Origin of the sequence: Streptomyces sp. GESEQ-35 (assembly GCF_017948485.1) — a bacterium.
GTDB lineage: Bacteria > Actinomycetota > Actinomycetes > Streptomycetales > Streptomycetaceae > Streptomyces.
Window position 1 is genome coordinate 96,137 of sequence record NZ_JAFFSX010000031.1, and the last position, 26,242, is coordinate 122,378.

The following is a 26,242-nucleotide window of genomic DNA, read 5'->3' on the forward strand; positions in this document are numbered from 1 at the left end:
CAATGGCTCCAGGTCGCGAAAGAGTGGACAAAGGTCCTCAGAAACCGCGCCAACCCCTCTGGAGTCGCGTTGTACACCGCACACCCCGACCGCTACGCGGACATGCCCTACCGGCGCACCGGACGCAGCGGCCTGAAGCTGCCCGCTCTGTCGCTCGGCCTGTGGCACAACTTCGGCCCGGACCGCCCGGTCGAGACACAGCGCGCCATCCTGCGCCGCGCCTTCGACCTCGGCGTCACCCACTTCGACCTGGCGAACAACTACGGTCCGCCGCCCGGAGCCGCCGAGAGCGCCTTCGGCGAGGCCCTCAAGACGGACCTGGCGGCCTACCGCGACGAGCTGGTCATCTCCACCAAGGCCGGATACCTGATGTGGCCCGGCCCGTACGGTGAGTGGGGCTCCCGCAAATACCTGCTGTCCTCGCTCGACCAGTCTCTCGCCCGGATGGGCCTGGACTACGTCGACATCTTCTACTCGCACCGCCCCGACCCGGAGACTCCCCTGGAGGAGACGATGGGCGCCCTGCACACGGCGGTCCAGCAGGGCAAGGCGCTGTATGTGGGCGTCTCCAACTACTCGGCGGAGCAGACCCGCGAGGCCGCCCGCATCCTCGGTGAGCTCGGCACCCCGCTGCTGATCCACCAGCCGCGCTACTCGATGACCGACCGCCGCCCCGAGGACGGGGGTCTCCTGGACGCGCTCGACGAGCTCCAGGTCGGCTCCATCGCCTACTCCCCGCTGGACCAGGGAGTGCTCACCGCCCGCTACCTCGACGGCGTACCGGAGGGCTCGCGGGCGGCGAGCGACAGCCCGTTCCTGAAGTCCGAGGCGCTGACCGAGGAGCTGGTCGCGCGGCTGCGTTCGCTCGACGAGATCGCCAAGTCCCGCGGCCAGACCCTGGCCCAGATGGCGCTGGCCTGGGTCCTGCGCGGCGGCCGGGTGACCTCCGCCCTCGTCGGCGCCAGCAGCCCCCAGCAGATCGAGGACAGCGTCGGCGCCATCAGCAACCTCGACTTCGACGCGGACGAGCTGGCCCGGATCGACGCGCTCGTCACGCCGTAAGCCGCTCGCTGACCTCCCAGAGGCGGGCCGCCGCCTCTGGGTCGACGGCGTACGGCAGGACTCCGGGCCGGCCCGCGTCGGCGCGCCACTCGGCCTCGGTCTCGGCGGTCACCAGAGGGCTGATGTCGCAGTTCTCGCAGTAGACGCCGCCCAGCCCGTCGAGCTGCGGGCTGGTGGCGCACCACACGCTGGTCGCGGCTCCCTCCTGGACGGTCTTGTACTGCCGGGCGGGGTCGCGCACGGGGCGGCCCTGGTCGTCGAGGGCGCCGGCCGCCCGGAGGGCCTCCTCGGGGATGTGCTTGGCCAGACCGGTGTCGACGATCATGCCGGGGTGTACGGAGAAGGCCCGCACGCCCTCCGCCCGGCCTCGCCGGTCCAGTTCCACGGCGAACAGGGCGTTGGCCGTCTTCGACTGGCCGTAGGCCACGAACGGCTCGTAGGGCCGGTCCTCGAACTGCAGGTCGTCGAAGACGACGGGCGAGAAGCGGATGCCCCGCGACGACACCGACACGACCCGCGCCCCGTCGGCCGCGACCAGCGCCGGCCACAGGCGCGCGACCAGCTGGAAGTGCCCCAGGTGGTTGGTGGCGAACTGTCCCTCGTACCCGCGCGCGTTCCGCATCAGCGGGGTCGCCATGATCCCGGCGCTGTCGACCAGGATGTGCAGCGGACGCCCGGACGCCCGGAACTTCTCCGCGAAGGCGTCGATCGACGCCGGATCCAGCAGGTCCAGGTATGCGACCTCGGCGCCGGGCACGTCCTTCAGCGCGCCCCGGGCCCGCTCGAGGTCCCGCGCGGGTACGACGACGTCGGCGCCGGCGCTTTGCAGGACGCGTGCCGTCTCCAGGCCGATGCCGGAGTAGCCGCCGGTGACGATCGCGACCTTGCCGGTGAGGTCGATCCCCTTGATCACCTCCTCGGCGGTGGACGCTGCGCCGAAGCCGGAACCCAGGGGGTGCTGTGTGGTGGTCATGTCCTGTCTCTCCTCAACGTGAGCCGTCCAGACCACCGTAAGTCGACGGATCCGTACGATGAATGCTTGAGAATCCGCAGTACTTGCGTGATAGTTCGAGCATGTCCGCAGACCCGCTCTCCGACGCCCTCGCCGTCGCCGACGCCCGCAGTGTCTTCTCCGGTGGCTTCACGGCCGGCGGGAGCTGGGCCGTCCGGCTGCACGGGCGCGACAAGCTGAAGGTGCTCGCCGTGGTGCGGGGCAGCTGCTTGCTGGTCCTGGAGACCGGCGGCGAGCCGCTGCGGCTGGCCGAGGGGGATGTCGCGGTGTCCGACGGCCGGCAGCCGTATGTGCTGTGCAGTGAACCCGGCCTGGAACCGCTCGCGTCGGGTCGGCCCCTCATGGACCCCGCGACCCGGATGGCCCGGCTCGGCGACGGTGAGGACGAGGACGTCCTCTGCGTCTCCGGGCACATCGACGTCAGCCGGGACAGCGGCGAGCTGCTGCGCCGGGCGTTGCCGGAGCTCATCCACGTACGGGCTGACGTGGCCGAGGCGGAGGTGCTGCGCTGGCTCATCGGCCAACTGGCGCAGGAGATGACGACGAGCCGGGCCGGCGTCGAGTTCGCCTCGGACCAGCTCGCCCAGCTGATCTTCGTGCAGGTGCTGCGGATCTGCCTCACCGAGGCCGACGGACTGCCGCCCGGCTGGCTCCGCGCGCTTGCCGACGAACGCCTCGCCCCGGCGCTGCGCCTGATGCACGGTGACCCGGCCCACCCCTGGCAGCTGGAGGAGCTGGCGCGGGCGGCGGCGATGTCCCGGACCACGTTCGCCGTACGGTTCAAGGAGGCGGCCGGGGTGCCTCCCCTGACCTACCTGCTGAACTGGCGCATGAGCCTGGCCGCCCGCGCCCTCCGGCAGGACACCGCCCCGGTCGCGACCCTCGCCCGCTCCGTCGGCTACACCTCCGAGAGCGCCTTCAGCAACGCCTTCAAGCGAGCGGTCGGCGTCGCACCGCGGCGCTACCGGGACGCCGTCAGGAGCTGAGCCGCTCTTCGAGGTGCACGGTCACCGTGTCGCCCTCGGCCTTGCCGATGGCCTTGCGGAGGGCGGCCCTGACGGGCAGCTTGTGCGTGCCGTCGCCCAGGGCCATGAACGAGCTGCGGAAGGGATGTCCGTCCATCGTGCCGCGGACCTCCCGCTCGCGGTGGTCGTGTACCGGAGAGACCACCGCGAGCGCAGAAACTCATCGCCGGTCTCACGCCCCGGCGGGCACCCGGTCCAGAAAGCCCAGCACGGACCGGATACGACCGTCCGCGCCCAGCGTGATCACGTCGAAGCCGGCGACCGGCGCCGAACCTCCCCCAGAGGGGGTACCCCCAGCCTCGCTCACCAGCTCCCAGGAGAAGCGCGCCGTGTCGTGGTGCCCGTCGACGGAGCCGACCAGCCGGAAGGCGAAGCCCGGGAACTGCTCGTGCGCCGCCGCGATCACGGCCGTGATCTGCTCGTGCCCGCCGACGTCGGAAAGGGGGTCGGTGTAGGCGCCGTCAATGGTCCAGGCAGCGGCGACCGCCTTGGCCAGTTCCTCCGGCTCGGAGGCATTCCAGGCCTCGAAATAACGGGCGACGGCACTCTCGTGACGGTCGGTGTTCGCGGACATGCGGGATCAGCCTCCATCGAGGTCGTACGGTGCTGGTCGGAGCCCGGATCGCTCCGTGGCGACCTGGTACGGCAACCATGCCCGGCCCGCGGGAGACCGTCGATTACCCCTCGGGTAATGGCCGCGCCCGCCGCCTTTCGGCCAACGGCCGTGGTGAATATGCCAGGAGACTGGCCGGAAATTCATGGTGACAGTGATTCAGTAGTGAACATACTCAACTTGAGGGCCTTCACAGCAGGCGAGGGTTCCGTCACGCACCGCGCATGAGCCGCGCGGAGCACAAGCCGCGCACTGCACCAGAGCCGCACGAAAGCGAGGACCGGAACACCGGCGAGCGGAACAAACGGGGAGTGGATCGTGCACGACGAATTCCTGTGCCATGTCACGGGGTACGGCACCTGCGACGGTCGGCGTATCGGAGTGCCCCTGGGAACCTACCGGGCACCCACGCTCGCCCTCGCCCTGTGGTGGCTGCGCGACCGTGCCTCCTGGATCGCCGACCGTCTGGATCCGCAGCCGGAGGCGGAGCACCTTCCGCCCGGCGCGCTCGTCCCCGTCTCCGGCACCGTGGCCGACGTGCCCGCCGTGCTGCGCGCCTGGTGCCGTGACGTGGCCCAACAGGGCCTGGTCGGCGACGAGTTGGCCGCGGGGCGATTAGTCAGGGTCGCCGTGAGCGACGACACCACCGAGTACGAGCTGCTCGCGGAGTCCGTGGACGCCCTGCGGATGCAGCGGACCACCGCGACCCTGTTCGCGCCGGTCGCCTGAATCTTGCGTTGGGCGCGTATGTGAACGAATCGATAGAATTCCGGCATGGCGAAACGGCCGGTAGCGTCGACAGCACCTGAACTCGTCCTGGAGACCGACACCGGCTCCACGGTGATGAGTCCGGGTCACGAATACCACGTCGGGCGCGATCCACTCAGCGACATCGTCATCGACGATGCCCGGGTCTCATGGCACCACGCGGTACTGCGGACCGCGGACGGCCACTGGACCCTCGAGGACGAGCACAGCACGAATGGCACCTATGCCGACGGCCGCCGTGTCGACGCCTGGGACGTGGGGCCAGGCTGCGTCATCCGCTTCGGCAATGCGTCCGACGGCCCGCGCGCCGTCCTGGTCGGAGCCCGCGCACCGGCTCCTGAGCGCCCGTCCGCCGTCTCCATGCCCGCACTCACAGGCACCTTCCGCCGGCCCACCACCGTACGGCCGCTGCCTTCCCGCACCGTCCGCATCGGCCGTGCCGACGACAACGACCTGGTCATCGACGACCTGGTGGTCTCCCGACACCATGCCGAGCTGCGCGCCCTCCCGGACGGCAGCTACGAGATCGTCGACCTCGGCAGCCACAACGGCACCTTCCTGAACGGCCTGCCCGTGACCGGCGCGCCGATGGGCCCCGGCGACATCGTCGGCATCGGCCACTCGGCGTTCTGCCTGGTCGGCGACGAGCTACAGGAGTACGTCGACACCGGCGAGATCTCCCTCGACGTGCAGGACCTCGCGGTCGCCGTCGACCGCGGCCGCAAGACGCTGATCGACCATGTGTCGTTCCCGGTGGGGGAGAAGTGCCTGCTCGCGGTCGTCGGCCCGAGCGGCGCCGGCAAGTCCACGCTGCTCAACGCCCTGACCGGCCAGCGCCCCGCGGACCAAGGCGCCGTCCTGTACGACGGCCGTGACCTCTACCGCGACTACGCGGAGCTGCGCCAGCGCATCGGCCTCGTCCCGCAGGACGACATCCTGCACGCCCAGCTGACCGTCCACAGCGCCCTGTCCTTCGCCGCCGAACTGCGCTTCCCGCAGGACACCGCCAAGGCCGAGCGCCGGGCCCGGGTCGACGAGGTGATCGGCGAACTGGGTCTGGAGCAGCGGGCCCGGCAGCCCGTGCACAGCCTCTCCGGCGGGCAGCGCAAGCGGGTCAGCGTGGCCCTGGAACTGCTGACCAAGCCGTCGCTGCTCTTCCTCGACGAGCCGACCTCGGGTCTGGACCCCGGCATGGACCGCTCGGTGATGCATATGCTGCGAGGCCTCGCCGACGACGGCCGGACCGTCATCGTGGTCACCCACAGCGTCCTGAGCCTCGACGTCTGCGACCGGCTCCTGGTGCTCGCGCCCGGAGGCCGGATCGCGTACTACGGACCGCCCGAGGACGCCCTCGCCTTCTTCGGTTTCGAGGAGTGGCCGGAGGCCTTCGAGGCGTTCGAACGGGACACCGAACGGGACTGGGCGGGGGAGTTCGGCTCCTCGCCCTTCCACCGCCGCTACATCACCGAGGCGACCGCGCAGCCCCGGCTGGGCGGATCGGCCCCGGTGGCCGTCGCCCCGCCGCCCCGGCCGCGCAGCCGCCGCGCCCAACTGGGCACCCTGATCCGCCGGTACGCCACCGCGCTCAGCGCCGACCGCACCTTCCTCGCCATCATGATCGCCTTGCCGTTCGTGATGGGCGCCATGGCCAGGGCCCTGGCGGGCGGCGGGCTGACCGAGGACAAGGCGATGAGCGCGCTGCTGATTCTCTGCGTCGGCGGAGTCCTGACGGGCGCGGCCAACGCCGTGCGCGAACTCGTCAAGGAACGGGTGATCTACCAGCGTGAGCGGGCCGTGGGCCTGTCCAGATCGGCCTACCTGCTGTCCAAGGTCGTCGTGCTGGGAACGATCACCGTGCTACAGGCGGTGGTGCTCACCCTCGTGGCCCTGCTCGGCGTCGACCTCAAGGCGCCCGACGGACAAGGCGTGTTGCTGCCGCCCCTCGTGGAAATCACCCTCGCCGTCGCCCTGCTGGCCTTCACGGCGATGATGCTCGGCCTGCTGGTCTCCGCCCTGGTGGGCAAGGAGGAGGTGACGATGCCGCTGCTCGTGCTGATCGCCATCGTCCAGGTCGTCTTCTGCGGCGCGCTGCTGAAGATCGACGGGGTGATCGGTCTGGAGCAGCTGTCCTGGCTGGTGCCTTCCCGTTGGGCGTTCGGCGCGATGGCCGGCACGGTCGACCTGGCCCGGATCGTGCCCGGCGAGCTGACCGGCGACCCGCTGTTCAAGCACTCGGTGGGCGTTTGGCTGCTCAACATGGGCATGCTGGTCGTGCTGTCGATGGTCTTCGGGTACGTGGTGTCCCGGCTGCTGCGCCGCCACGAACCCGTCGTGATGCGGAAGTAGGCGTCCATGATGGCGACCCCCGGCTTCCGCCCCACCCACGTGGTCCCGCAGCACGGAATGCCCGCCTGGGAGACCCCCGACCCCGCCCGGCCCACGGCGCCCCTCGACCCGCTGCTGCCGGTCCAGCTCGTCGAGCGGCGCGGCGACTGGGGGCACGTCCTGTGCGCCAACGGCTGGTCGGCCTGGGTCGACGGCCGCTACCTGGTCGCCGTACCCCAGGATCCGCCCGTGCCCGGCGGTCCGCTCACCCGCAGCGACGACCCGCGCCCCCTGCTCACCCACGCCGAACAGACCCTCGCGCACTACCGCGCCGCCGTCGGTGAACTCGCGACCGGCGCCCTGGACGGCGAGGCCTTCCGCAGCCGAACGCGCGGGCTGCGCATCGGGATCGTCGTCGACGGGGAGCATGTGTGGCTGTACGACGTCGAGCAGGCGCGCTGGGTCTACGCGGACGGGGCGCGGGCGAGCACGTTCGCGGCCGAGGACGAGCCCCTTGCCGCCGCCGAGGCTCCCGGCCGCGCCCCCACCGAGATCGTGACGCCCGATGGCACGTGACACGAGCTTCTTCTCCGGCCGCCCCTCCGAACTCATCGGCACGCAGGTGGCGGACTACCGCATCGAGCGCGAGATCGGCCGCGGCGGCATGGCCGTCGTCTACCGCGCCCGGGACCTGCGTCTGGAGCGCACCGTCGCCCTCAAACTCCTCGCCCCGGAACTCGCCCGCAACGACACCTTCCGCCGCCGTTTCACCCACGAGTCCAGGGCGGCCGCCGCGATCGACCACCCGCATATCGTCCCGGTCTTCGAGGCGGGCGAGACGGACGGCGTCCTGTACATCGCGATGCGGTACGTGGACGGCAGCGACCTGCGTCATCTCCTCGACCGCCAGGGCCCGTTGCCGCCAACGACGGTCCTGCGCATCGCCGCTCAGGTCGCCTCCGCGCTCGACGCGGCCCACGAGCACGGTCTGGTGCACCGGGACGTGAAGCCGGGCAACATCCTGGTCTCCCGTGGCACCGACAGCGACCACCCCGAGCACGTCTACCTCACCGACTTCGGCCTGACGAAGAAGTCGCTCTCCCTGACCGGCTTCACGACCGTCGGCCAGTTCGTCGGCACGCTCGACTACGTCGCCCCCGAGCAGATCTCCGGCAAACCCGTCGACGGGCGCTGCGACGTCTACGGGTTCGCCTGCGTCGTCTACGAGTGCCTGGCCGGCCGCCCGCCCTTCCGGCGCGACGACGACATGGCCCTGCTCTGGGCCCACCAGTACGACGAACCGCCGCCGCTGACCGAGGCGCGTCCCGACCTCGCCCCGCAGGTCGACCCGGTGTTCGCCAAGGCCTTGGCCAAGAGACCCGACGACCGGTACGACTCCTGCCTCGCCTTCGTCGCCGCGGTGCGATCCGCGATGCGCGGCGGGGCGGGGTCCGGTCACCCGGCGACGGAGGTCGATGTGAGGGCCGTCGGAGTGCGGCGGGAAGAGCCGAAGGCGCCGCCGCGCTGGGCCGAACCGGTGTTCGGAGGGCGGGACTAGGTGTTCCGCAGGAGGGCCCGTGCGTCTCTGCGGGTCCGTCGTGGCTGGTCGCGCAGTTCCCCGCACCCCTTCGGGGCGCTGCCGAGCGGGGCGACTTCATGCCTGGCCGCGCCGCCGTACCCGTCGAGCCATCAGCGCGCCCAGGAAACCGGCTACCAGCCCCCACAGCACGGCCAGGCCCAGCGCCGACCACAGTTCCGGGCGTAGGAACAGCTCCCCGCCGAGGTCGCCGCCCAAGTCGCCGATGCCGAGCACGGACAGGCCGTAGTGCGCGGATATCCGGCCGAGGAGGCAGACCATGAGGACGGTGAGTGCGAGCGCCACCGCCAGGTGGACCGCGTGCTGCCAGGCCCGCATCCGGCGTGGCGAGCGGGACGCCATCAGGAACGCGGCGGACAGGAGCAGTACGGCGTCGACGGCCACGAGCCACCACACCCGGCCGTCCTGCTCGGCGAGCGTGCTCAGGTTGAGGGTGGAGATGTCCGGGCCGCGCAGCACCTCGTCCAGCACTTGCGGCATCGGCAGCCCGAACGGCCCCTCCACCTGGCCCTTCCAGGTCGCGCCGAGCCCGATCGTGAACGCGAGCCAGACCAGGTTCGGCAGTCCGAGCAGCACCACGGCGAGGGTCTCCGCGGCATTCCCGCGCGTCGCGGCGGTGACGAGGGCGATGACGATGCCGAGAGCGACGTAGGCGAGGAGCAGGACGACCATCGCGTACGCGGCCGGGCGCACCGACTCCTGGAAGCGCAGCAGCCGGGGCGGCAGCGGCGCCCTGCGTGAGACCAGCAGCGCCAGCACCAGCACACCGGCCAGCCACAGCAGGCCGAACACGAGCGTCAGCGGCACATCGGTCTCGAAGCCGACCTTCGGTGAGGCGCCGAACAGATCGACCAGCTCGCCGAGCGAGTCGTCCCCGACGGAGATCGTGAACCTCTGCCGGGCCGCGAGGGCGAGGCCGATGAGTCCGAGCAGCCACAGCCCGGCGATCCTGGCCGCCCAGCCCGCCAGCTCCTGGGCACCGGCCACCGCGCGGTGCCGCAGTGGCCGTAGGAAACCGGCGGCGAGGACGAGGGCGCCGACGAGGGTGACGGACAGCGGGATCACGGTGAGTCCGGCCGAAGTGTCGGCGAGGTCCCCGGCGTTGCCCGACAGCTCGATGGTGCCTCCGACGGCCGTGACGACCGTCGCCGCGACGACCCGGGGGAACGCGCCGTCCGGCAGGTCGGTCGCGTCGGCCGCCCAGAGCCCCAGGGCCGCGGTCACTCCCATCGCGACCAGCCCGGCCAGCACGACGGCGACGGCCTGGACCCAGCCGTGCCGGGCGACCGCCTGGTCGGAGCGGGTACGAAGGCTCACGCCGCCACGCTAAGCAGTACCCGGTGGGCCCGCCCGCCGGGAGGTCCGTCCGCGTCGGCTTGCGGGGGGCACGGGACCGCGGCACACAATGAGGACGTAGCGGACAAATGTGAGAAGTCTCTGCAGATATAAGCAATGCCGCGTCGGGAAGAAGGGCTCGTGAGCGTCGAACCGCCGTCCTCCGGACGCCCCACAGGACCGCCCTCCGGGCCGCTGTCGGGGCCTTCCCAGCCGCCCGGGCCGCCGTCGCAGCCGCCGGGTGGTGGTGACGAGACGCCCGAACCCCGCCGGCCGTGGTGGCGGTCGGCCCCCCGCGTCGCGATCCTGACCACCGTGGTGGTGGCCGCCGTGGTCCTGGGCCTCGTCTTCACCCGCTCCGACGGCGGATCGGGCAAGGACAGCGAGGTCTTCCTCCAGGCGGCGGGCAAGACGGGCCCCGACCCCTTCACGGAGTCGACGGCGGCCGACAACTCCGCCCCGCCGGTCTCGGCGTCCCCCACCCAGCCCGCGCCCTCGAACGCGGTGCGCGGTGTCGACGGTGGCGCACCCGGCCTGTACGGCGGCACGCGGAACGTCGCCGGCTGTGATGTGGAGAAACAGATCAAGGCGCTCCAGGCGGCCCCGGACAAGAACAGGGCGTTCGCCTCCGTCGCCGGCGTCGACCCGTCCGGCGTGCCCGCCTATCTGCGCTCACTCACCCCCGTACAGCTGCGCATGGACACGCGCGTCACCAACCACGGCTACCGCGACGGCACCGCCACCAGTTACCAGGCCGTCCTACAGTCCGGCACCGCCGTTCTCGTGGACGACCGTGGTGTCCCCCGGGTGCGCTGCGCCTGCGGCAACCCGCTGACCCCGCCGGTCGCCCAGGGCACGACGCCCAGGCAGACGGGCGACTCGTGGCCGTCGTACCGGGCCTCGAATGTCGTGGTGGTGTCACCCTCGACGACGATCATCAACATCTTCGTGGTGTACGACCCCGAGCGCGACGACTGGTTCGCCCGCGAGCGGGGTGACACCGGCGAGAAGGACCGGAAGACCGACCCGCCCGTCCGGCCCACACCCTCGGTGAGCGTGTCGACCTCGACATCGCCGTCGGGCAAGAGCCCCTCGCCCTGCGACTCGACGGCCACGCGAACGCCGGCCGACGGGACGACCCCGTGCCCGCCGACCTCGACCGCCCCGTCCTCGGTGACCCCGAGTTCCGAGTCGCCGTCCACCGAGTCCCCGTCCCCCGAGACGCCGACTTCCGAGCCTGGGACGAGCACCGAGCCGCCTTCGCCCGAGTCCTCGTCGGCCGACGCGCCGCTGGGCTCCGACACCACGAGCACGCCGGAAACGCCCACCAGCTGACCGGCTGTGCAGCAGTGGGGACTGCCCCGCGCCACTCGGGGTACGAGCACTGATGCAGCAGCGTCCGGCCAGTCCGGCTTCCGAGAGAGAAACGCATGATCGAACACCTGGACGGGTCAGTGGTAACGACTGGTTTCGACGTCCCCGTGGAACCCCTACGGCGCGCGGCGCACTACACCGGCGCAGCGGGATGCATCGCCGAAGCGCGGTCCTTCGCCGCGTTCTTCCTCGACCAGCTCAGAACAGAGTGGTGTGCCGAGATCGACGAGCGGGCCGAGGGAGCGGTGCTCCTGGTGGTGAGCGAGCTGATCACCAACGCGGACCGGCACAGCAACGGGCCGTACATCCTGGATCTGGAGGGCACGGACGCCGCGGTGGCCGTGTGCGTCTACGACAGCAGCGCCGCGCTGCCCCGGCGTTTCCCCCGGGACCCCGAGCGCGTGGGCCGGCACGGCCTGGAGATAGTGCACGCGTTGGCGGAGGAGGTCGTCGTCGAACGTGTGCCGGTCGGCAAGCGCGTCCGCGTCGTGGTGGGCCTCAGCGGCGAATGAGGCGGCCGAAGCCGCCGGTGAGGGCGGCTCCGGGCCGGGTCAGGCGCAGCCGAGCTCGCCCAGCATGCCCTGGCGCAATCGCGTGATGATCCGCTTGATCAGCCGGGACACATGCATCTGGGAGCAGCCCAGCCGGGCGCCGATCTCCGCCTGTGTGGCCTCCTCGACGAACCGCATATGGATGATCTGCCGGTCCCGTTCGCTGAGTTCGGCCATGAGCGGGGCGAGCGACTGGCAGTCCTCGACGAGCCGCAGTCCGTCCTCCTCGACGCCGATGAAGTCGGCGAGCACCGCCTCCCCGTCCTCCGGGCCGTCGCCGGTGAGGGCGGCGTCCAGGGACGCGGAGTTGTAGCCGTTGGAGGCGACCTGGGCCTCGATCACCTCGGTCTCTTCGATGTTCATGAGCGTGGCGAGTTCGGCGACGGTGGGCTCCCGGTCCAGCCGGCCGGCGAGTTCGTCCCGTGCCTTGGCCAGGTCGACGCGCAGCTCCTGAAGCCGGCGCGGCACGTGCACGGCCCAGGTGGTGTCGCGGAAGAACCGCTTGATCTCACCCACGATGTACGGCAGTGCAAACGACGTGAACTCGACCTCGCGGCTGAGCTCGAACCGGTCGATGGCCTTGATCAGGCCGATCATCCCGGTCTGGACGATGTCCTCCATGTCGTCCCCGCGACCCCGGAACCGGCCGGCCGCGAACCGCACGAGGGACATGTTCATCTCGATGAGCGTGTTGCGCGCGTACTGGTGGTCGTGCGTGCCCTCGTCGAGTTCCGACAGGCGGTGGAAGAACTGGCGGGACAGCTCCCGCGCGTCCCGCGGAGCCACGGTCCGGGGGTTCTCGATGTCCGGCAGTGGCCCGATCTCCGTGCTGGTCCCGGCGGTCTGTTCGACCTCTGCCTCCGACCGCATCACGGCGGTGTCCATGTCGTCCTCTCCCCACGCAAGTCATCCACGACTCGGCCTCGGTCTCCCAGAAGCGAGTACCCAGGTCCGCCCGTCGCATGCCCATCGGGCCCACGAGCGGCGGAAATTGGGTGGGCGCCCGCGCGATTCCACCCAGGGCGGAACGCCGGTCCCTTCCCTTGGAGTCGAGGGAATCTAGTCTGAAGAGGTGAGCAACCAAGCGCCGAACGAAGCCCGCGTCATCCCCCTGCGCCCGCCGGCCCAGCACCCGGCGACCGCCCGCCCGGGGACCGCGGCCCGCCCAGCCTCCGCCCGCCCCATCGCGCCCGTCGCCCCCGCGCCGGACCGTTCCCCGTCGCCCGCCGCTCCCAAGGAACCTCTCTGGCGTGACCTGATCGGTGACGTCCTGCGGCGTGAGCGGCTTGCGCAGGAGCGCACGCTCAAGGACGTGGCCGAGACCGCCCGCATCTCCATGCCGTATCTGTCGGAGGTGGAGCGCGGCCGCAAGGAGGCCTCCTCGGAGGTCCTCGCGGCCGCCGCCCATGCCCTCGGACTGGGCCTGGGCGATCTGCTGTCGCTGGCGCACAGCGAGCTCACCCGCAGCCGGGCCATGGGCACATCGCAGTACAACGGCCTCTGCCTGGCAGCCTGACGGGACCGGCGGCTCAGGCACCCACCAGGCGCCGGCTCACCACCTCGTCGGCCAGTCCGTAGGCCACGGCCTCCTCGGCCGTGAACACCTTGTCGCGGTCCATGTCCGCACGCAGTGTCGCGATCTCGTGGTGCGTGTGCCGGGCCAGCACCTCCTCGACCTGCGCACGGATCCGCACCATCTCCTTGGCCTGGAGAGCCAGATCGGAGACCGTGCCCTGCCGGCCGCCCGACGCGGGCTGGCCGAGCAGCACGCGCGCGTGCTCGAGCACCATCCGCCGCCCCGGGTCCCCGCCGGCCAGCAGGACGGCCGCGGTGGAGGCCGCCTGGCCGACGCAGAACGTGGAGATCGGCGCCTGCACGTAGGTCATCGTGTCGTAGATCGCCATCAGCGAAGTGAACGAGCCGCCGGGGGAGTTGATGTAGATCGCGATCTCGTTCTCGGGTGCCGCCGACTCCAGATGGAGGAGTTGCGCGATGACGACGTTGGCGACGCCGTCGTCGATCTCGGTGCCGAGAAAGATGATCCGCTCCGACAGCAGCCGGCTGAACACGTCGTAGGACCGCTCGCCCTGCGGGGTCCGCTCGACGACGTTCGGAATCGTGTACGTCCCCATGATCACAGCCCCATCCGTCGTCGCGTCGCGGCCGGGCGCACGTCGTCGAGCGACTCGACGACCCGGTCCACCATGCCGTACTCCTGGGCCTGTTCGGCCGTGAACCAGCGGTCGCGGTCGCCGTCCCGGGAGATGGTCTCCGGGCTCTGGCCGGTGTGTTCCGCGGTGAGCCGCTCGATGGTCCGCTTGAGCTGGTCCAGGTTGTCCGCCTGGATCTCGATGTCGGCGGTGGTGCCGCCGATACCCGCCGACGGCTGGTGCATCATGATGCGCGCGTTGGGCAGCGAGTACCGCTTGCCGTGCGTGCCGACGCTGAGCAGGAACTGGCCCATGCTGGCGGCGAATCCCATCGCGAGTGTCGAGACGTCGTTGGGGATCAGCCGCATCGTGTCGTAGATGGCGAGGCCCGCGTGCACCGAGCCGCCCGGGCTGTTGATGTACAGGCTGATGTCGGTGCGCGGGTCCTCGGCGGACAGGATGAGCAGCTGGGTGCAGACCCGGTTCGCGGAGACCTCGTCGACCTGGGTGCCGAGCAGGACGATCCGCTGGGCGAGCAGCTGGGCGGCGAGGTGGTCGTCGAACCGGGTCGCAGGGGTGTCGCCCTCCTCCGCCCGAGGCATGAGGGCCGGCCCGCGGCCGGCGATGAGTGGAGACATCGGCGCGCTCCTTTTCGAGGTGTCGAGTCGTCGTTGCTTGCGCTCTCCACTCTCGGCCGGGAACCGCCCCCACCGGGGATTTCTCTGCCCGCGGCAGATTCGCCGTGGGCAGAGCCCTTTCCGGCGGGGGTCAGCCGTCGCTCTTCTCGCGCAGCTGCCGGAAGAAGGCCCGCACGTCCTCGACCAGCAGATCCGGCTCCTCCATCGCCGCGAAGTGCCCGCCCCGGTCCAGCTCCGTCCACCGCACGATGTTCTCCGTGCGATCCGCCTTGTACCGCAGCGGGATCTGCGGCTCCGCCGGGAACAGGGCGAGTGCGGTCGGCGCGGTCGACGGCTGCCTGGGCGCTCCGGCCCGGTCGGCCGGGGCGTGCGCCCGCTCGTAGTAGGCGCGGGCGGACGAACCGGCGGTCCCGGTCAGCCAGTACAGCATCACGTTGGTGAGCAGCCGGTCCCGGTCGACGGCCTCCTCGGGCAGCTCCTCGGAGTCCGTCCACTCCTGGAACTTCTCCACGATCCAGGCGAGTTGACCGACGGGCGAGTCCGTGAGCCCGTACGCCAGGGTCTGCGGCTTGGTGGACTGCAGGATCGCGTACCCGGCGCTTTCGGCCGACCAGGCGCTCCAGCCGCGCCAGGAGGCGAGCGTGCGCTCCTGCTCCTCGGGGCTCAGCTCGGCCAGTTCCTCGGCCGTGGGTTCATGGGTCGCCTGCGCGCCCGGCAGCAGGTTGAGGTGCACGCCGATCAACCGGTCCGGGTGGGCGCGGCCCAGCTCACGGGAGATGGCCGATCCCCAGTCGCCGCCCTGTGCGCCGAACCGCTCGTAGCCGAGCCGCGTCATCAACTCGGCCCAGGCGTCGGCGATCCGCCCGGCCTCCCACCCGGTGTCGGAGGTGGGCCCGGACAGCCCGAACCCGGGAATGCTCGGAACGACGACATGGAACGCGTCGGCAGGATCACCCCCGTGCGCGGCCGGGTCGGTCAACGGCCCGACGACGTCGAGGAATTCGACGATCGAGCCCGGCCAGCCGTGCGTGATGACCAGCGGGGTGGCATTCGGTTCCGGGGAGCGGATGTGTGCGAAGTGCACGTTCGCCCCGTCGATCGTGGTCGTGAACTGGGGCCACTCGTTGAGCTGCGCCTCGGCCGCACGCCAGTCGTACGCGTGCCGCCAGTGCCGTACGAGCTCCTGGAGATAGTCGCGCGGGACGCCGTACGACCAGCCCACCCCCGGCAGCATGTCCGGCCACCGGGCGTGGTCCAGCCGGTAGTGAAGATCGTCGAGGTCGCTCTGGGACACGTCGATGCGGAAGGGACGGATGCCGTCGGCGGGCGTCGAAGTCATGCTCGCGATGCTATGCCGGGAGGGTGTAGAGGCCACGTGGATGAATCGGCCGCACGGCCGATGAGTTCCGGGGACAGGATCGGTCGATACAGGTGACCGCGTTCCACGCCCCAGGAGGTAACTCATGGCCACCGACGGATTCACCACGTGCCTGTGGTTCGACGACCAGGCCGAGGAGGCCGCTCACTACTACGTCTCGATCTTCAAGAACTCCAGTGTCGGCACGGTCGCCCGCTACACCGAGGGTGCCATGCAGCCCGCCGGGACCGTGATGACCGTCGAGTTCACGGCCAACGGCCAGCGGTTCGTGGCCCTGAACGGCGGCCCGCAGTTCAAGTTCACCGAGGCGATCTCCTTCATGATCGCCTGCGCGGACCAGGAAGAGGTCGACTTCTACTGGAACAAGTTCCTTGAGGGCGGCGGCGAGCCCGGCCCCTGCGGCTGGCTGAAGGACAAGTACGGCCTGTCCTGGCAGGTCGTCCCCGACCGCTTGATCGAGCTGACCACCGACCCGGACACGGAGAAGGCCTCCCGCGCGATCGGGGCCATGATGAAGATGGGCAAGATCGACATCGCCGCCCTGGAGAAGGCGTACGCGGGCGAGTAGGGCACACAGCGCGGTGACCGGTCGCCGAGGACCCGGCGGCCGGTTCTCCGCTACCCGGCCTCGGCCAGGATCTCCTTGATCACATGCCGCGAGTTCGCCGCCAGCGGTGGATTCGTCTCCCAGTAGAACGGCAGCTGGATCAGCGAGATCGACAGCGCCCAGCCCCGCCCCCGCGTCCATTCGGCGTCGTCGACGCCCAGAGCGTCGCGGAAGACGGGACGGACCGACGCGGGCAGGAGATTCCAGGCCACGATCAGATCCACGGCCGGGTCGCCGACCCCCAGCGTCCCGAAGTCGATCACCGCGCTCAGCCGTCCGTCCGCGACGAGCACGTTTCCGGGTGACAGGTCCCCGTGTGCCCAGACGGGCGGACGCGCGTGCACGGGGACACGCAGGGCCGCCTCCCACCGGGCCGTCACCGCGCCCGTGTCCACGGCGCCGTTCAGCTGCGCGATGGCCTCACGCGTCGGCGTGTCCCGGGTCGCCAGCGGAACACCCCGGTAGCCGATCGGCGCACCCGCGGGGTCCATGCGGCGCAGCGCGCCGACGAACGCCGCCAGATCCTTGGCCAGCCCCTCGGGATCGTCGAGCGCGTCGACGGCCGGATTCCGCCCGTCCAGCCACCGGAACACCGACCACACCCACGGGAACCCGTCGCCCGGCACCCCCAGTCCGACCGGCTCCGGCACCGCGGTCGGCAGCAGCGGGCCCAGCCGGGGCAGCCAGCGCTGCTCGTGCTCGACGTCGCCGACGGCACCGGGATGCCGGGGGAGCCGTACGACGAGGTCGTCACCGAGCCGGAACATCGCGTTCTCGGTGCCGGACGACTCCAGCCGCGCCACGGGCAGGTCCGCCCACTCGGGGAACTGCCGGGCGATCAGCCGGCCCACCAACGCTGCGTCGAGGTCCACCTCGTCCGGACGCATCTTCAGAGCACACATGGGCGACATCCCACTGGTCGACGGCGCCCCCTGTCCAACGATTTCGACGCTCGCGGCAGTCTTCCGCCGCCCTGGCCCGCACGTAACCAATGCGTTTCGCCGGTTAATTCCGGTTAATTTCCGGGCTCAGGGGTTGGCGGGAAACCGACCCCTAGTTATCGTTCACGCACTTCACTCAATCGTTCCGCTGAACGAATGCTGAACGAATAGCGAGAGGGACGGTCGGTACATGTCCGACATCCATCATCCGGGACGGCGGTCGGTACTTGCCGCGGGCGTGGCCTCGGCGGCGTCGCTCGGTGCGTCCTGGCTGCTGACGGGCTGTACGGGGGCCGCCTCCGCCCCCGTCCTGCCGACCGCCGCGGCGAAGGGCGCCCCCGACCGCGGCGGCACCCTGCGCATCGCCCGGCCGCCCGCCTCCGACGCCGAGACGCTGGACCCGGCGAGTGCCCTGTCGGCGTACGAATACCTGGGCGCTCTCTACAACCGGCTGGTCCGCGTCGACGCGGACGGCGATCTCGCCCCCGACCTGGCCGAGTCCTGGGAGCCCGACAGCAAGGCGCGCACCTGGACCTTCCGGCTCCGCAAGGGCGTCGCCTTCCACAACGGCCGCGCCTTCACCTCCGCCGACGCGGCCTACACGCTCCGCCACATCCTCGATGAGGCGACCGCGTCCCCGCAGGCGGCCGTACTGGCGCCGCTCATCGACCCGGACCGGCTGGGCACCCCCGACGCCCACACCCTGGTCGTCCCGCTCAAGTCCCCGAACGCCGAGTTCCCGAGCCTCCTCACGCACTACAACTGCTACGTCATCCCCGACGGCAGCGCGAAGTCCATCGGCCGCACCGGCATCGGCACGGGCCCCTTCAAACTGGAGTCCTTCGCACCCGCCGGCCCCGGCCGCGTCACCGCCTACCGGGACCACTGGGCGGGCGCTCCCGTCCTGGACGCCATCGCCTTCTACTCGGTCGCCGACATGTCCGCCCGCTCCAACGCGCTGCTCGCGGGCCAGGTCGACCTGCTCTCCCAGACCAACCTGGACTTCGCGACCGCCCGGGTGGTGGCCGCGTCCGACCGGGCCACCATCGCGCGCGTGACGAACGCCCAGTGGTACGTGCTGCCGATGCTCACCACGGAAAAGCCCTTCACCGACGTCCGGGTTCGGCAGGCGATGAAGCTCGCCTACGACCCCGAGCACGTCGTCAAGGTCGCCCTCCAGGGTGCGGGTACGGCCGGCTGGGACAACCCGGTGCCGCCGAGCGACCCGGCCCACATCTCCGCGCACCCGAAGCACGATCCGGAACAGGCCAAGTACCTGCTGAAGAAGGCGGGTCAGGAGGGCCTGGCCGTGGACCTCTACACCTCCGCCTACGACCCGCTCTTCACGCCGATGGCCCTCGCCTACCAGGACTCGGCCAGGCGCGCGGGCATCCGCGTCCGGGTCAAGACGGCGTCGGCGGACTCGTACTACACGCAGATCTGGATGAAGAAGCCGCTGATGGCCACCTATTGGTACACCGGCCGCCCCGTCGACCAGCTGCTCACGCAGATCTTCCGCAGCGGGTCGAGCTACAACGAAACCGCCTGGTCCGACAAGGACTTCGACGCCCTGCTCGACCGGGCGCGCGCCGAGACGGACGGCGCGCGGCGCAGTGAGCTGTACGGCCAGGCGCAGACGATGGTGATCGAGAAGGGCGGGGCGATGACCCCGATGTTCGCCGACCGGCTCGTAGGGCTCTCGCGGAAGGTGCGCGGATACGCCGAGTACGGCTTCGAGTTCGACTATCTCGCCATCGGCCTGAAGGGAGCCTGAGCATGCTCTCCTTCCTCACCCGCCGCATCGCCGCAGCCCTCGGCACGCTCTTCCTCTCCTCCGTGCTGGTCTTCCTCGCCGTCCAGGCCCTGCCCGGCGACGTCGCCACCCAGGTCCTCGGCAAGGACGCCACCCCGGACGCGGTCGCCGCGCTGCGCAAGCAGCTCGGGCTCGACCAGCCCGCCTGGGAGCGCTACGCCGACTGGATCGCGGGCGCAGTGCACGGCGACTTCGGCACCTCCCTCGTCGCCGGCGGGTCCGTGGGCGGCGAGGTGTCGTCGTATCTGGCCAACTCGGCGCTGATAGCCCTGGTGACCGTCCTCTTCGCGGTCACCGGATCGATCGTGCTCGGCATCCTCGCGGGCCTGTACCGCGACCGCTGGCCCGACCACGTCATCTCCACCGTCAGCCTCGTCGGCATGAGCGTCCCCGAGTTCGTCGTGGCGACCGTGCTGGTGCTGTGCTTCTCGGTGGCGCTGCCCTGGTTCCCCGCGGTGGTCCTCTACGGCCCCGATGCCACCGTCGGCCAACTCCTGCCCGCCGTCTGGCTTCCGGCCCTGGCGCTCGCGGTCGTCATGGCCGCGTACATCATCCGCATGGCCCGCACCTCGGTGATCGACGTGATGGCGAGCGAGTACGTCACGACCGCCCGTCTGAAGGGCCTGTCGACCTGGCGCGTCGTCACCCGGCACGCCCTGCCGAGCGCACTCCTGCCCACCCTCCACGTCATCGCCCTCAACGTCGCCTGGCTCGCGGGCGGAGTCGCCGTCGTCGAGAACGTCTTCAACTACCCCGGCATCGGCAAGCTGATGCTCTCCTCTGTACAGAACCGGGACCTGCCCGTCATCCAGGCCATCGCCCTGATCAGCGCGGTCGTCTACGTCGTCTGCAACCTCGCCGCCGACCTCGGCGCCATGGCCCTCAACCCCAAGCTCCGTACGCGCGGGAGGACCCGATGACCACACTCGCCGTCGCCCCGGTGGCCGCCCGCGCCTGGCGCACCCTGCGCACCTCGCGCATCGCCGTCATCGGCCTGGCGATCGTCGCCGTACACCTCGTGATCGCCCTGCTGGCCCCACTCCTCACCTCGTACGACCCCATCGCCAACGCCCCCTCCGAGGCGCTGCTCGGCCCGAGCTGGGAACACTGGGCGGGCACCGACCAGTACGGCCGTGACGTCCTCGCGCGCGTGCTCTACGGCGGTCGGTACGCGCTCGGCGTCTCCGTCGGCGCCACCGTACTGACCGTCGCCCTCGGCACGGTGATCGGATGCGCGGCCGCCCTGCGCGGCGGCTGGTTCGACGACGTGCTGGGGCGGGTGCTGGACGCGGTCCTGTCCGTGCCGCCGATCCTGGTACTTCTCGTCGTCGTGACCGCGCTCGGCACCGGCCCGGCGGTCATCGTGCTCGCCATCGCCGTCGTGTACGCCCCTCAGGTCGTCCGTGTCGTGCGCGGCGCCGCCCTCGCGGTGGTCCCCGCCGACTATGTGACCGCGGCCCGGGCCCGCGGCGAGAGCACCTGGTCGATCCTGCGCCGGGAGGTGCTGCCGAACATCACGGACGTGGTGTGCGTGGAGTTCGCGATGCGGGCGTCCTGGGTCGTGCTGCTGATCTCCTCGCTGTCCTTCCTCGGCTTCGGCGCCGACCCGCCGACCCCCGACTGGGGTCTGATGGTCGCCGAGAACCGCACCGCCATCACGGTCGTCCCGATGGCGAGCCTCGCGCCGATCATCGCCCTGGCCACACTCGTGGTCGGGCTCAACCTCGCGGCCGACGGCCTGTCCAAGGCGTGGGGCGTGGACCGGATCAGGGAGGGCTCCTGATGGCCTCGAACGCTACGACCCCGATCATTTCCGTGAACTCCCTGTCCGTGGCATACCGTTCGGGCGGCCGTGCCGTGCCCGTGGTGCGCGAGGTGTCCTTCGAGGTCGCCGAGGGGCGGACGCTCGCGCTCGTCGGCGAGTCCGGCAGCGGCAAGTCGACCGTCGCCGCGACCCTGCTGGGGCATCTGCGGCACGGGTCCCGGATAACCGAAGGGTCGGTGCACGTCGGCGGCTCCGACGTCTTCGCCCTTCCCGCACGGGAGTTGCGACGGCTGCGCGGTGGGACGGTCGCCATGGTCGCCCAGAACGCGGGCCATGCGCTCACGCCCTCGATGCGCATCGGCAAGCAGATCGAGGAGGTGGGCGGCGAGGTCCCGGTCGTCGACCTGCTCGAACAGGTCCGGCTGCCGCACCCCGCGGAGCTGGCCCGCCGCTATCCGCACGAGCTGTCCGGCGGCCAGCAGCAGCGCGTCGCCATCGCCATGGCCATCGCGGCCCGTCCGAAGGTGCTGGTCCTCGACGAGCCGACCACCGGCCTGGACGTCGTCACCCAGCGCAGCGTCCTCGACCTGATCGCCGCCCTGCGCGACGAACTCGGCCTGGCGGCCGTGCTGGTGAGCCACGACCTGGGCGTGGTCGCACACATGGCCGACGAGGTGACCGTGCTGCGGTCGGGGCGGGTGGTGGAGGCCGCGCCCACACGGACACTGTTCCGGGCGCCCGAAGACCCGTACACCCGGCGGCTGTTGGCGAGCGTGCCACGTCTCGACGACGCCGGGCTCGCCCTCGTCGGGGAAGCGGGCGAGCGGGAGGTCAGGCCCAGGGCGGAGGTACCCGCCGATGCCGAGGTCGCCGTCTCCGCGCAGGACATCACGATCGACTACGGCAGGACGCGTGCCGTGCACGGCGTCTCCTTCGGCGTCCGGCGCGGCGAAGTCCTCGCCCTCGTCGGGGAGTCGGGCAGCGGAAAGTCGACGCTGGCCTGGGCGCTGGCCGGGCTGCGCACACCGTCCGGCGGTGCGATGACCCATCAAGCGGGCGATCTGTCCGCGCCCGCGCACCGGCGGCCGCTGTCGCTGCGGCGCCGGGTGCAGCTGGTCTTCCAGAACGCGGACACCTCGCTCAACCCACGGCGCTCGGTGGGAGACGCGGTCCGGCGGCCGCTGCGGTTCTTCGGCACGGCGGGCGGTCGTGGCGAGGCGGCCGAGCGCGCCCGGCGGCTCATCTCCGACGTACGTCTCGACCCGGCCCTCGCCGACCGGCTGCCCGCACAGCTCTCCGGAGGCCAGCGGCAGCGCATCGGTATCGCGCGGGCGCTGGCGGGTGAGCCGGACGTGCTGATCGCCGACGAGATCACCACGGCGCTGGACGTCTCGGTGCAGGCCGACGTCCTGCGGCTGCTCGACGACCTGCGCCGGGAACGCGAACTGGCCTGTCTGTTCATCAGCCATGACCTGGCCGTCGTACGCGGAATCGCGGATCGCGTGGTCGTACTGCGCCATGGCGTCGTGGTCGAGGAGGGCCCGACGGAGGCCGTGTTCGCCGACCCCGGCCACCCCTACACCCGGCAGCTGATGGCGGCGGTCCTCGAACCCGACCCCGACGCAACTCCCCTGGTCGAGAACACCGCCGACTGGGAGGACGCGGCCGCACCGGACGATGTCTGGACCGACCACGGAGACGGCCACCGGGTCCGCCGCTGGCGCTCCACCGCGCTGGAAGGAGTTGTGTGAAGTACCGCGAGCAGTTCGACCGCCAGGTGATCCGCGAGGACGTGTGGATCCCCACCCGGGACGGAGGGACCCGGCTGCACGCCCGGATCTGGCGCCCGGCGGACGCCGAGTCCGACCCGGTGCCCGCGCTGCTCGAATACCTTCCGTACCGGAAAAGCGACTGGACCGCCCCGCGCGACGCCCAGCGCCACCCCTGGTACGCCGGACACGGCTACGCCTCCGTCCGCGTCGACATCCGCGGCCATGGCGACAGCGAGGGCGTCCCCGGCGACGAGTACGACGCACAGGAACTTGCGGACGGCGTCGACGTCGTCAACTGGCTTGCCGCGCAGCCCTGGTGCACCGGCAAGGTCGGCATGTTCGGCATCTCCTGGGGCGGCTTCAACTCTCTCCAGATCGCCGCCCTCGCCCCCGAGCCGCTAAAGGCGATCGTCACCGTCTGCTCGACCGACGACCGCTACGACAACGACGTCCACTACACGGGCGGCGCCGTCCTCGGCATCGACATGCTCGCCTGGGCCGGCACCATGCTCGCCTTCGCCTCCCGCCCACCGGACCCGGCGAACGTCGGCGCCGACCGCTGGCTGCCGATGTGGCGCGAGCGCCTCGACGCGCTCGAACCCTTCCTGCACACATGGCTGGAGCATCAGCAGCGCGACGCGTACTGGCGCCATGGGAGCGTCTGCGAGGACTACACCGCGATCGACGCCGCCGTCCTCGCGGTCGGCGGCTGGAACGACCCGTACCGGGACACCGTGCTGCGGCTCGCCGAGCAGCTGCCGGCCGACCGTGTCCGGGGGCTGATCGGTCCCTGGTCCCACCAGTACCCCGACCGCGGACTCCCGCCGGGCCCCGCGATCGGCTTCCTCCAGGAGACCCTGCGCTGGTGGGACCAGCACCTGAAGGGCGTCGACACGGGCGTCATGAAGGAGCCGCTGCTGCGCGCCTGGGTCAACGACCCGGTGCCGCCCGCCACTTCGTACGACGTGATGCCAGGACGCTGGGTGGGCGAGACCGACTGGCCGTCGCCGCACATCACATTCGATGAGCGCATACTGGGCTCGGGCGTCGACCCCGTCCTCGTACGGTCCCCGCTCCACACCGGCCTCGACGCCGGCCGCTTCTTCCCGTTCGGCAACGCGAGCGATCTGCCGCCCGACCAGCGTGCGGAGGACGGCCGTTCGGTGTGCTTCGACTCGGAGCCGCTGACCGAGTGCGTCGAGATCCTCGGCCGGCCGCGCGTACGACTCCGCCTCGACAGCGCCACACCACGCGCCCACGTCATCGTCCGCATCTGCGACGTCGCGCCCGACGGCTCGTCCACGCTCGTCACCCGGGGCGTGCTCAACCTGCTGAGCAGGCACGGCCGGGACCGGGCCGTCGAGTGGACGCCGGGGACGTACGAGGACGTCGAGTTCGAGCTCACCGGCATCGGATACGCCTTCCCGCCCGGCCATCGCCTCCGCGTCGCCGTCTCCGACGCCTACTGGCCGTGGGTGTGGCCGCACGGGGAACGCGGCGAACTGCGCGTCGTACCGGCTGAGAGCGCCGTACTGCTGCCCGTACGCGAAGATGCCGCCGGTCCGCCGATCGTCTTCGAGGAACCCGAGCAGGCCCCGCCGCTCGACGTCACCTACGACCGGCCCGCCGAAACCGCACCCGAGCGGCTCGTCACGCACGACGTGGCGAAGGGGGAGTGGACGCTGGAGGTCGACCCCAACTACGGGGGATCGCGGACGTATCCGGACGGGCTGCGCTATGAGGAGAGCGCGCGGGAGACGTACCGCATCCGCAGCGACGACCCGGTGTCCGCGCAGGCGGTGTCGGAGTGGCACATCCGGCTGCGGCGCGGGGACGACTGGGACGCTGAGATCGTGGCGCGCACGGAGCTGCGTGCCACGGCGGCGGACTTCATCATGGACAGTCGCATCGAGACCCGGGCGAACGGAGAGACAGTGGCCCAGCGTGCATGGCACCGCACCACCCCGAGGACCTCCGGATGACGCCCGCCAAGCCTCCGCAGACCGCGAAGTCCCCGCGCCGTGCCGTGGCCGCCGCCGACCGCACCCGGCAGCCCACCGAGGTGCGCCGCCGGCTCATCGTGGAGGCCGCCGTCCCGCTGATCGCCGAACGCGGCTACGCCGCCGTCGGGGTACGGGACGTGGCCGCCGCGGCCGGAGTGTCCGTCGGCACCGTCACCTACCACTTCGGCAGCGTGCAGGAGATCCTCTCCGAAGCGATGGTGCTGCACATCGAGCGCTACTACAGCGACCTGAGCGAAGCGGCCGAGCAGGCGGCCGGCGGGGCCGAGGCGCTGCGGCTGCTCGTCGACGCGCTCTTCACCGAGGACACCGACCGGCACTGGCGCATGTGGTTCGACTACTGGAACGCCGGAGACCAGGGCAACGACGAGGCGTTCGCACGCGGACAGGCCCAGCGGTACGAAGCCTGGCATCAGCAGATCCGCGCCCTGGCCGAACGGGGCGTGACCGACGGCGAGTTCACCGGTGACGACCTCGACGGCTTCACCGCCCGCTTCGCCGCGCTCGCCGACGGACTCGCCCTGCAACGGCTGCGCCAGGCGCCCCCGCTGAGCACCGAGGACGCCCGCCGTCACCTCAACCGGCTCATCGAGACCGAGCTCGTTCGCCGACCACCCGGGTGATCTCCCGGGCGATCCGCAGGATGCCGGGGGAGCGGACCTGGCACGGCTTCGGTGTGGACGTCGTGGGCGCCAGACAGAAGTGCAGGTAGTCGTCGCCGTAGTGCAGCGCCGTCCGGTCGCCGCTCGGCTGGGTGCAGTAGTCGGGGTGCGAGCGCTCGTACGGCGAGCAGGGCAGGTACTTCGTCCAGGTGTAGCGGGCGTCGGCCGGACTGACCGTCTTGCCGGCGTCGGCGACGAGGTCGCCGGAGGCGGCGGCCTGTTCCTCGTAGATCGCGTTCACGCGCCGGACCCGGTCCGGCGTGACCGGGTCCGGGCCCTGCAACACCCAGACGATCCGCGGGCGCTGGGATCCGCCGGCCGCGGTGATCTGTGCGGTGAGGCGTTCGGCGTCGGCGGCGTACCGTGCGAAGTACGTACTGCGGGCCTTGTCGTGGGTGATCCCGTCCATGCACCAGGTGTAGCCCCAGGCGTTGCCCCAGAACTGGAGCACCACGAAGTCCGGGTGCAGGGAACGCACCAGGGCGGCCGCCTTGTCCGCGTCCGGGACGAGGGAGCGCTTGTTCGTGCCCTCCAGGTAGTCGCAGAGAGTGGTTCCCGAGTACGGGGCGCTCGTGTACTGCGCGTCGAGGTCCTTGCGCAGCTCCTGGCCCAGCACCTTCTGGTTCTCCATGGCCAGCGAGTCCCCGAGGTAGAGCACGGTGGGCGCCTTCGCGGGCCTGGTCGGTGTGGCGGGCGCCTGCTGTCGTGTCGTGCCGGCCGGTGCGGACGGCGTGGGCGGCGCTTCCTCCGGCTCGGAGGCCGGATCCCCGCACGCGCCGAGCAGCAGGCCGGCCAGCAGCATCCCCACGATCCACGGTCTCCGCATGCAGCAA

Annotated in this window: 25 protein-coding genes and 1 pseudogene; 16 read left to right on the plus strand and 10 right to left on the minus strand. The window is 71.2% G+C overall.

The features are described from left to right. Positions 1 to 69: 69 nt before the first annotated feature. A complete protein-coding gene (gene mgrA, locus KCH87_RS40925) occupies positions 70 to 1,062 on the plus strand; it encodes an L-glyceraldehyde 3-phosphate reductase (RefSeq protein ID WP_210592993.1) in 993 nt (330 codons plus the stop codon). On the opposite strand, the gene KCH87_RS40930 is transcribed toward mgrA, so the two are convergent. Beyond that, positions 1,052 to 2,035: an oxidoreductase gene (locus KCH87_RS40930; protein WP_210592994.1), complete on the minus strand. Its 984-nt coding sequence runs from the start codon at positions 2,033 to 2,035 to the stop codon at positions 1,052 to 1,054. The genes mgrA and KCH87_RS40930 overlap by 11 nt on opposite strands. Positions 2,036 to 2,136: 101 nt before the next feature. Between KCH87_RS40930 and KCH87_RS40935 the strand changes: the two genes are divergently transcribed. Next, positions 2,137 to 3,060: an AraC family transcriptional regulator gene (locus KCH87_RS40935; RefSeq protein ID WP_210592995.1), complete on the plus strand. Its 924-nt coding sequence runs from the start codon at positions 2,137 to 2,139 to the stop codon at positions 3,058 to 3,060. Here KCH87_RS40935 and KCH87_RS40940 read toward each other — a convergent pair. Together KCH87_RS40940 and KCH87_RS40945 are read right to left on the minus strand one after the other, a co-directional pair. Next, positions 3,050 to 3,211, minus strand: a pseudogene (locus KCH87_RS40940) (DUF1905 domain-containing protein); the annotation flags it as partial. The gene KCH87_RS40935 and the pseudogene KCH87_RS40940 sit on opposite strands and share 11 nt — an antisense overlap. Positions 3,212 to 3,271: 60 nt before the next feature. Next, positions 3,272 to 3,673 (minus strand): nuclear transport factor 2 family protein, encoded by a 402-nt coding sequence (locus tag KCH87_RS40945; RefSeq protein ID WP_210592996.1) that lies wholly within the window; start codon positions 3,671 to 3,673, stop codon positions 3,272 to 3,274. Positions 3,674 to 4,030: 357 nt separating this feature from the next. Here KCH87_RS40945 and KCH87_RS40950 point away from each other — a divergent pair, with 357 nt between their 5' ends. Genes KCH87_RS40950 through KCH87_RS40965 form a run of 4 tightly spaced genes read left to right on the plus strand, consistent with a single transcriptional unit; the run spans position 4,031 to position 8,363 of the window. After that, positions 4,031 to 4,441 (plus strand): hypothetical protein, encoded by a 411-nt coding sequence (locus KCH87_RS40950; protein WP_210592997.1) that lies wholly within the window; start codon positions 4,031 to 4,033, stop codon positions 4,439 to 4,441. 45 nt (positions 4,442 to 4,486) lie between these two features. Beyond that, positions 4,487 to 6,826: an FHA domain-containing protein gene (locus tag KCH87_RS40955; protein WP_210592998.1), complete on the plus strand. Its 2,340-nt coding sequence runs from the start codon at positions 4,487 to 4,489 to the stop codon at positions 6,824 to 6,826. A gap of 9 nt (positions 6,827 to 6,835) precedes the next feature. Further along, positions 6,836 to 7,381, plus strand: a complete 546-nt coding sequence (locus tag KCH87_RS40960; RefSeq protein WP_210593032.1) for a hypothetical protein — start codon at positions 6,836 to 6,838, stop codon at positions 7,379 to 7,381. Continuing rightward, positions 7,371 to 8,363, plus strand: coding sequence for a serine/threonine-protein kinase (locus tag KCH87_RS40965; RefSeq protein WP_210592999.1), 993 nt, complete (start codon positions 7,371 to 7,373; stop codon positions 8,361 to 8,363). The genes KCH87_RS40960 and KCH87_RS40965 overlap by 11 nt, the downstream gene beginning before the upstream one ends. A gap of 96 nt (positions 8,364 to 8,459) precedes the next feature. Here the strand turns inward: KCH87_RS40965 and KCH87_RS40970 are convergent, their stop codons facing one another. Beyond that, a complete protein-coding gene (locus tag KCH87_RS40970; RefSeq protein WP_210593000.1) occupies positions 8,460 to 9,719 on the minus strand; it encodes a streptophobe family protein in 1,260 nt (419 codons plus the stop codon). A gap of 159 nt (positions 9,720 to 9,878) precedes the next feature. Between KCH87_RS40970 and KCH87_RS40975 the strand changes: the two genes are divergently transcribed. Further along, on the plus strand, positions 9,879 to 11,072 hold the full coding sequence (locus KCH87_RS40975) for a DUF6777 domain-containing protein (RefSeq protein WP_210593001.1): 1,194 nt from the start codon (positions 9,879 to 9,881) through the stop codon (positions 11,070 to 11,072). A 95-nt stretch (positions 11,073 to 11,167) separates the two neighbouring features. Next, complete coding sequence (locus KCH87_RS40980; protein WP_210593002.1) at positions 11,168 to 11,623, plus strand: ATP-binding protein; 456 nt, start codon at positions 11,168 to 11,170, stop codon at positions 11,621 to 11,623. Positions 11,624 to 11,662: 39 nt separating this feature from the next. Here KCH87_RS40980 and KCH87_RS40985 read toward each other — a convergent pair whose 3' ends face one another. Then, entirely contained in the window at positions 11,663 to 12,547 is an 885-nt protein-coding gene (locus KCH87_RS40985) for an RNA polymerase sigma factor SigF (protein WP_210593003.1), read from the minus strand. A 187-nt stretch (positions 12,548 to 12,734) separates the two neighbouring features. Between KCH87_RS40985 and KCH87_RS40990 the strand changes: the two genes are divergently transcribed. Next, positions 12,735 to 13,178, plus strand: a complete 444-nt coding sequence (locus KCH87_RS40990; protein ID WP_210593004.1) for a RodZ family helix-turn-helix domain-containing protein — start codon at positions 12,735 to 12,737, stop codon at positions 13,176 to 13,178. Positions 13,179 to 13,191: 13 nt separating this feature from the next. Here KCH87_RS40990 and KCH87_RS40995 read toward each other — a convergent pair whose 3' ends face one another. From KCH87_RS40995 to KCH87_RS41005, 3 genes are all read right to left on the minus strand, one after another. Further along, entirely contained in the window at positions 13,192 to 13,794 is a 603-nt protein-coding gene (locus tag KCH87_RS40995; protein ID WP_210593005.1) for a ClpP family protease, read from the minus strand. Between the two features lie 2 nt (positions 13,795 to 13,796). Beyond that, positions 13,797 to 14,450 carry an ATP-dependent Clp protease proteolytic subunit gene (locus tag KCH87_RS41000; protein ID WP_210593006.1) on the minus strand — a complete coding sequence of 218 codons (654 nt, stop codon included), beginning with the start codon at positions 14,448 to 14,450 and terminating at the stop codon, positions 13,797 to 13,799. 130 nt (positions 14,451 to 14,580) lie between these two features. Continuing rightward, the gene (locus KCH87_RS41005) at positions 14,581 to 15,789 is read right to left on the minus strand and encodes an epoxide hydrolase family protein (RefSeq protein ID WP_210593007.1); all 1,209 of its coding nucleotides are present in this window, start codon (positions 15,787 to 15,789) and stop codon (positions 14,581 to 14,583) included. Positions 15,790 to 15,913: 124 nt separating this feature from the next. Between KCH87_RS41005 and KCH87_RS41010 the strand changes: the two genes are divergently transcribed. Next, positions 15,914 to 16,396, plus strand: a complete 483-nt coding sequence (locus tag KCH87_RS41010) for a VOC family protein (RefSeq protein ID WP_210593008.1) — start codon at positions 15,914 to 15,916, stop codon at positions 16,394 to 16,396. A gap of 50 nt (positions 16,397 to 16,446) precedes the next feature. On the opposite strand, the gene KCH87_RS41015 is transcribed toward KCH87_RS41010, so the two are convergent. Continuing rightward, entirely contained in the window at positions 16,447 to 17,322 is an 876-nt protein-coding gene (locus KCH87_RS41015; protein ID WP_247197539.1) for an aminoglycoside phosphotransferase family protein, read from the minus strand. Between the two features lie 244 nt (positions 17,323 to 17,566). On the opposite strand from KCH87_RS41015, the gene KCH87_RS41020 reads away from it, so the two are divergent. Genes KCH87_RS41020 through KCH87_RS41045 form a run of 6 tightly spaced genes read left to right on the plus strand, consistent with a single transcriptional unit; the run spans position 17,567 to position 25,370 of the window. Continuing rightward, on the plus strand, positions 17,567 to 19,150 hold the full coding sequence (locus KCH87_RS41020; RefSeq protein WP_210593010.1) for an ABC transporter substrate-binding protein: 1,584 nt from the start codon (positions 17,567 to 17,569) through the stop codon (positions 19,148 to 19,150). Between the two features lie 2 nt (positions 19,151 to 19,152). Then, positions 19,153 to 20,109 carry an ABC transporter permease gene (locus KCH87_RS41025; RefSeq protein WP_210593011.1) on the plus strand — a complete coding sequence of 319 codons (957 nt, stop codon included), beginning with the start codon at positions 19,153 to 19,155 and terminating at the stop codon, positions 20,107 to 20,109. Beyond that, positions 20,106 to 20,972 carry an ABC transporter permease gene (locus KCH87_RS41030; RefSeq protein WP_210593012.1) on the plus strand — a complete coding sequence of 289 codons (867 nt, stop codon included), beginning with the start codon at positions 20,106 to 20,108 and terminating at the stop codon, positions 20,970 to 20,972. The genes KCH87_RS41025 and KCH87_RS41030 overlap by 4 nt, the downstream gene beginning before the upstream one ends. Then, positions 20,972 to 22,705: an ABC transporter ATP-binding protein gene (locus tag KCH87_RS41035; protein WP_210593013.1), complete on the plus strand. Its 1,734-nt coding sequence runs from the start codon at positions 20,972 to 20,974 to the stop codon at positions 22,703 to 22,705. Before KCH87_RS41030 ends, KCH87_RS41035 begins: the two co-directional genes overlap by 1 nt. After that, entirely contained in the window at positions 22,702 to 24,708 is a 2,007-nt protein-coding gene (locus KCH87_RS41040; protein WP_210593014.1) for a CocE/NonD family hydrolase, read from the plus strand. Before KCH87_RS41035 ends, KCH87_RS41040 begins: the two co-directional genes overlap by 4 nt. Further along, the gene (locus tag KCH87_RS41045) at positions 24,705 to 25,370 is read left to right on the plus strand and encodes a TetR/AcrR family transcriptional regulator (RefSeq protein ID WP_247197540.1); all 666 of its coding nucleotides are present in this window, start codon (positions 24,705 to 24,707) and stop codon (positions 25,368 to 25,370) included. Before KCH87_RS41040 ends, KCH87_RS41045 begins: the two co-directional genes overlap by 4 nt. Here KCH87_RS41045 and KCH87_RS41050 read toward each other — a convergent pair. Further along, positions 25,333 to 26,235, minus strand: a complete 903-nt coding sequence (locus KCH87_RS41050) for an SGNH/GDSL hydrolase family protein (RefSeq protein WP_210593016.1) — start codon at positions 26,233 to 26,235, stop codon at positions 25,333 to 25,335. The genes KCH87_RS41045 and KCH87_RS41050 overlap by 38 nt on opposite strands. Between the last annotated feature and the right edge of the window lie 7 nt (positions 26,236 to 26,242).